Source organism: Mycobacterium sp. (assembly GCF_036488105.1).
Classification (GTDB): Bacteria; Actinomycetota; Actinomycetes; order Mycobacteriales; family Mycobacteriaceae; genus Mycobacterium.
Map to the genome: position 1 here is coordinate 1 of NZ_DASXHW010000059.1, position 5,602 is coordinate 5,602.

Consider the following 5,602-nt stretch of genomic DNA (forward strand, 5'->3'; position numbering starts at 1 on the left):
CGAGCCCGGCGCCATCGTGGTCTTCACCCACGGCTTGGAGGCCAGCCCCTTTTCGACGGCGTTGCGGGCCAGCAGTGCCGCGCCCAGCATCACCTCGGGATTAGAGGTGTTGGTGCACGACGTGATCGCGGCGATCACCACCGCGCCGTGGTCGAGCACAAACTCGCCCCGTTCGTCGGATTTCACCGTCACCGGATTGGTCGGGCGGCCCTCGGAGTGCGCGGCGGCCGACTGCACGGCCGGCGCGTCGTCGGCATGACCGTTGTCCACCTGGCCGGGGTCGCTGGCCGGGAACGTCTCATCGAGTTCCTGGTCAAGCTTCGAATATCCCTGCGTGTCGGAGCCGTCGCCGACATAGCTGGGAATCGTCTTGCGAAAGGCAGATCTGGCTTCCGACAAGATGATTCGGTCTTGCGGACGCTTCGGCCCGGCGATCGACGGCACCACCTCGGACAGGTCGAGCGCCAGGTATTCCGAGAACGCCGGCTCGTGCTTGGGGTCGTGCCACAAGCCCTGCTCTTTGGCGTAAGTCTCCACCAGCGCCAGCTGCTGTTCCTTGCGGCCGGTGAACTTCAAGTAGTCGATGGTTTCCTGGTCGATCGGGAAAATAGCTGCGGTGGAACCGAATTCGGGACTCATGTTGCCCAGGGTGGCGCGGTTGGCCAACGGCACCTCGGCAACACCTTCGCCGTAGAACTCGACGAACTTGCCGACAACGCCGTGCTTGCGCAGCATCTGGGTTACGGTGAGCACCACGTCGGTGGCGGTGACGCCCGGCTTGATCTCGCCAGTCAGCTTGAAGCCGACGACCCGCGGAATCAGCATCGACACCGGCTGACCGAGCATGGCGGCCTCGGCTTCGATGCCACCGACACCCCAGCCCAGCACGCCAAGGCCGTTGACCATCGTGGTGTGCGAGTCGGTTCCCACACAGGTGTCGGGGTAGGCGACCCCGTCGCGGGTCATCACCACACTGGCCAGATATTCGATGTTGACCTGGTGCACGATGCCGGTGCCGGGCGGCACGACCTTGAAGTCATCGAACGCGCCCTGCCCCCAGCGCAGAAATTGGTAGCGCTCGCCGTTGCGCTCGTACTCGATCTCGACGTTGCGCTCGAAGGCGTCGGCGGTGCCGAACAGGTCGGCGATCACCGAGTGGTCGATCACCAGGTCGGCCGGCGCCAACGGATTGACCTTCTCGGGGTCACCGCCCAGATCACCGATGGCCTCTCGCATGGTGGCCAAGTCGACGATGCACGGCACGCCGGTGAAGTCCTGCATGACCACGCGGGCCGGCGTGTACTGGATTTCGATGCTGGGTTCAGCTTTGGGATCCCACTGGGCGATCGCCTGGATGTGGTCCTTGGTGATGTTGCTGCCGTCTTCGTTGCGGAGCAGGTTTTCGGCGAGCACTTTCAGGCTGTAGGGAAGCTTCTCCGTGCCCGGAACCGCGTCTAACCGATAGATCTCGTAACTGTCGCCGCCGACCTTCAAGGTGTCGCGCGCTCCGAATGAATTCACCGAATCTTTGCTGGTCACATCCACTCCCGTATTTAAGTTCGGCTCGCCGACGGGCTGTGTCGGCGAAGCGCTGCCAAGTCTAACAGTACGCTTGTCCTGCATTCGGGGCGGACCCGAAACTTCCATTTCTTGTGGGCGACACCTGCCGTAACGCTCGCGTCGTCAGGCGGTACGGTTTCCAACCGTGACCACCCCGCACGCGCCGCTCTATATCCCGGGCGAGATCTGCGGCACTGTCGGCGCCGATCCGGCGAGCAACCCCGATGCGTGCCTGGCGATCGTTCAGCAGCAGGTCGACGTCGGCAACATCAGCGCGCCGCCGTCCGTCGCGCCGGCCTTGCTCGAGTTGGTCAACCAGGCCCACGAGCACGGCATCGATCTCAAGATCGTCGTGCTGGACCACAATCCGCTGAACGACACCCCGCTGCGCGACATCGCGACGGTGGTCGGCTCCCAACACCCCGACGCAACCGTGCTGGTGCTCAGCCCAAACTTTGTCGGCAGCTACAGCACGCACTTCCCGCGCGCCACCCTGGAGATCGGCGAAGACAACGCCAAAACCGGAAACACGGTGGTGTCAGCGCAGAATTTCCTGCATCAACTCGAGACGCCCCAGTTTCCATGGACCGGATTCACCATCGTGGTAATGATCGGAGTATTGGCGGCGGTGATCGGAATCCGATTCATGCAACTGCGAGCCAGGCGGTCAGCAACGTCGCAGGAAAGCGCCGAAGCAGCCCACAACGACGCTGATCGAAGCGACTAACTCGCCGTATTCCGCGCGTGTCGCATAGCGCCGGCACCTGTACCGCCTCGCGGGCAAATTAGTGATGTCACCATAGGGTCACAGTTGGCAGAAGAACAGACTTGTAATTTGTGACATAAGTTTCTATTGGGTCAGATGTGACTTACGGTGCAAGGGATGTTTTTGGTTTATTCGTGCTTCCAGTGATTGCTGGGAGCTCGGAGTGCTAGCGCCATCCGCCCCGCGTTGAGCCAAGGAGACCCGAGTCGTATGAGACGCAACTGCCGCGGCTCGTCTTTCCGAGTGGCTACCGCGTTCATGCACCGCGTGGGTCCCGCGGTGATCAGCGTGGCACTGTTGCTGGCCACACCGGGTCTGGCCAAGGCCGACCCAGACACGATGGCCAAACTGATTGCCGACGTGGCACAGGCCAATCAGCGCCTGCAGGATCTCAACGCGCAAATCCAGACCGAGGAAGAGAGCGTCAACAAGGCGGTGGTTGACGTCGAGACCGCGCGCGACAACGCGACCGCCGCGCAACACGACGTCGAGGCTAGCCGGCAATCGGTCAAAAACGCCGACGCCGCAATCGCGGCCGCCCAGAAGCGATTCGACCGTTTCGCGGTGGCCAGCTACGTCAACGGCCCGTCGGACAGCTACCTCACGGCGGCCGGCCCCGACGACATGATCGCGACCGCGGCCGCCGGCCAGGCCCTGGCGACCAGTTCGCAGCAGGTGATGGACAACCTGCAAAGGGCCCGCACCGAGCAGTTGAACAAGGATTCGTCGGCTCGGCTGGCCAAGCAGAAGGCCGACAAGGCCGTCGCCGACGCTCAATCCAGTCAGAACGCAGCGGTGGCGGCCCTGACCTCCGTGCAGCACAAGTTCGGCGAGCAGCAACAGGAAGTCACTCGACTGGGCGATGAGCGTAATGCCGCCCAAGCCAGACTCGACGCCGCCCGCAATTGGTCGGCATCCGCGGGCGGACCGGATGCCGGATCGCGGGCGGCGTCGTCTGACCGGTGGGACCCGGCGGCGCCGGGTTCACCCAACCGACCGCAGGGTAGCGGCGGAAACTGGGACGGTGCATGGGATCCCACGCTGCCGCAGGTGCCCAGCGCCAACGTTCCCGGTGATCCGATCGCGATTCTCAACAAGGTCTTGGGCATTTCGGCGACCTCGTCGGAGGTCACCTCCAACATGGGCCGCAGCTTCCTGCAGCAGCTGGGGTTGGCTCCCACTCCCACCGGTTTCACCAACGGCAAGATCCCGCGGGTCTATGGGCGGCAAGCGTCGGAGTACGTGATCCGGCGCGGGCTGTCGCAGTTGGGCGTGCCGTACTCATGGGGTGGTGGCACCGCCGCCGGACCCGGCAAGGGCATCGGATCCGGCTCGGGCACAACCGGTTTCGACTGTTCTGGCCTGGTGCTGTATTCGTTCGCCGGCGTGGGCATCAAGCTGCCGCACTACTCCGGCTCGCAGTACGACCTCGGCCGTAAGATCCCGGCCTCGCAGATGCGCCGTGGCGACGTGATTTTCTACGGCCCCGGCGGCAGCCAGCACGTGACGATCTACCTCGGTCAGGGGCAGATGCTCGAGGCGCCCGACGTGGGTCTGAAGGTTCGTGTCGCGCCGGTTCGCACCAGCGGCATGACGCCCTATGTGGTCCGTTACATCGAATACTGACGCGTGAAAGGATTTATGCGCCAAGGATTTACGGACTCTATGGGCTTTCGCTGGACCAGGCTGGTCTGGCCGGTACTGGCTGCCCTCAGTCTGCTGCTCGGACTGGCCGTTCCGGCGAACGCCGAAGACGGCTCCTGGGACCCGACGCTGCCGCCGGTGATCAGCGCCGGCGCGCCCGGCGACCCGGTCGCCATCGCCAACCAGTCGCTGCAGGCCACCGCCAACGCCACCCAGACCACCCTCGATCTGGGCAAGCAATTCCTCGGCGGACTGGGCATCAATCTTGGCGGAAACACCACCAGTCCCAACGGGATTCCGCGGGTGTACGGCCGGCAGGCGGTCGAGTACGTGATCCGTCGCGGGTCGTCGCAGATGGGTGTGCCGTATTCGTGGGGCGGCGGCACCCCCAACGCGCCGAGCAAAGGCGTCGACTCCGGCGCCAACACCGTCGGCTTCGACTGCTCGGGACTGGTTCGGTACAGCTTCGCCGGAGTGGGAGTGCTGCTACCGAGGTTTTCCGGTGACCAGTACAACGCCGGTCGTCATATCCCGCCGTCGCAGGCCAAGCGCGGCGACCTGATCTTCTATGGCCCGGGTGGTGGTCAGCACGTCACCATCTACCTGGGCAACGGGCAGATGCTGGAGGCGTCGGGCAGTGCCGGCAAAGTCACGGTCAGCCCGGTTCGCAAGGGTGGCATGACGCCATTCCTGACCCGGATCATCGAGAACTGAGCGGGCGTCTCGAGTTGGTTGCCCGGCTCCTCGGCAGGCCGAATACGGCCTGCATCGTCGCCGGGCGGGACGGCCACGTCGACGGATGCCGGGTGGCCTGGAATAGTTGAACAAGGGCACGCCGCTGCCCCACGACATTCGTCGTGCGAGAGTCGTGTCTGTTTGAGCTTTGGAAGGTTGAGCCGTGGAGGGTAATCGATGACATCAGCAGGCGGGCCGCCCCCGGGCACCAGCGGTTACTCGGGTCCGGGCGGATCATCAACGGCACCTGCGCACGCGGCCCCGGGCGGTGGTGGCAACGGCCTGGCCGCAGAGGTGCACACCCTGGAACGCGCCATCTTCGAGGTCAAACGAATCATCGTCGGCCAAGACCAGCTCGTCGAGCGGATGCTCGTCGGCCTGCTGTCCAAGGGTCACGTGCTGCTGGAAGGTGTGCCCGGTGTCGCCAAGACCCTGGCCGTGGAAACCTTCGCGAAGGTGGTCGGCGGAACGTTCGCCCGCATCCAGTTCACCCCCGACCTGGTGCCCACCGACATCATCGGTACCCGCATCTACCGGCAGGGCAAGGAGGAGTTCGACACCGAACTCGGCCCGGTCGTCGCCAATTTCCTGCTCGCTGACGAAATCAACCGTGCGCCGGCCAAGGTGCAGTCGGCGCTGCTGGAGGTCATGCAGGAACGCCACGTGTCGATCGGCGGCAAGACCTTCCAGCTGCCCAACCCGTTCCTGGTGATGGCCACCCAGAACCCGATCGAGCATGAGGGCGTCTACCCGCTGCCGGAGGCTCAGCGGGACCGCTTCCTGTTCAAGATCAACGTCGGCTACCCCTCACCGGAGGAAGAGCGCGAGATCATCTACCGGATGGGCGTCCGGCCGCCGGAGCCCAAGCAGATCCTCAACACCGGGGACCTGCTGAGG

At 64.5% G+C, this 5,602-nt stretch carries 5 protein-coding genes; 4 read left to right on the top strand and 1 reads right to left on the bottom strand.

Translation table 11 applies throughout. The features are described 5' to 3' along the window. On the bottom strand, nucleotides 1–1,539 hold a 1,539-nt coding region (acnA, locus tag VGH54_RS03120; protein WP_331510472.1), incomplete at its 3' end, for an aconitate hydratase AcnA. A 205-nt stretch (nucleotides 1,540–1,744) separates the two neighbouring features. Between acnA and VGH54_RS03125 the strand changes: the two genes are divergently transcribed. The 4 genes from VGH54_RS03125 to VGH54_RS03140 all read left to right on the top strand — a co-directional run. After that, a complete protein-coding gene (locus VGH54_RS03125) occupies nucleotides 1,745–2,287 on the top strand; it encodes a DUF6676 family protein (RefSeq protein WP_414688629.1) in 543 nt (180 codons plus the stop codon). Between the two features lie 249 nt (nucleotides 2,288–2,536). After that, nucleotides 2,537–3,952: an NlpC/P60 family peptidoglycan endopeptidase RipA gene (gene ripA, locus VGH54_RS03130; protein WP_331510473.1), complete on the top strand. Its 1,416-nt coding sequence runs from the start codon at nucleotides 2,537–2,539 to the stop codon at nucleotides 3,950–3,952. A gap of 39 nt (nucleotides 3,953–3,991) precedes the next feature. Beyond that, nucleotides 3,992–4,684, top strand: a complete 693-nt coding sequence (gene ripB, locus VGH54_RS03135; protein WP_331510474.1) for an NlpC/P60 family peptidoglycan endopeptidase RipB — start codon at nucleotides 3,992–3,994, stop codon at nucleotides 4,682–4,684. Between the two features lie 198 nt (nucleotides 4,685–4,882). Then, nucleotides 4,883–5,602, top strand: a 720-nt coding sequence (locus tag VGH54_RS03140) for an AAA family ATPase (protein ID WP_331510475.1), incomplete at its 3' end; no start/stop codon positions are given.

What these genes read in the sequence shown, in the direction of transcription:
- ripB (WP_331510474.1), top strand. Translation starts at nt 3,992, where the DNA reads ATGGGCTTTCGCTGGACCAGGCTGGTCTGGCCGGTACTGGCTGCCCTC.
- ripA (WP_331510473.1), top strand. Translation starts at nt 2,537, where the DNA reads ATGAGACGCAACTGCCGCGGCTCGTCTTTCCGAGTGGCTACCGCGTTC.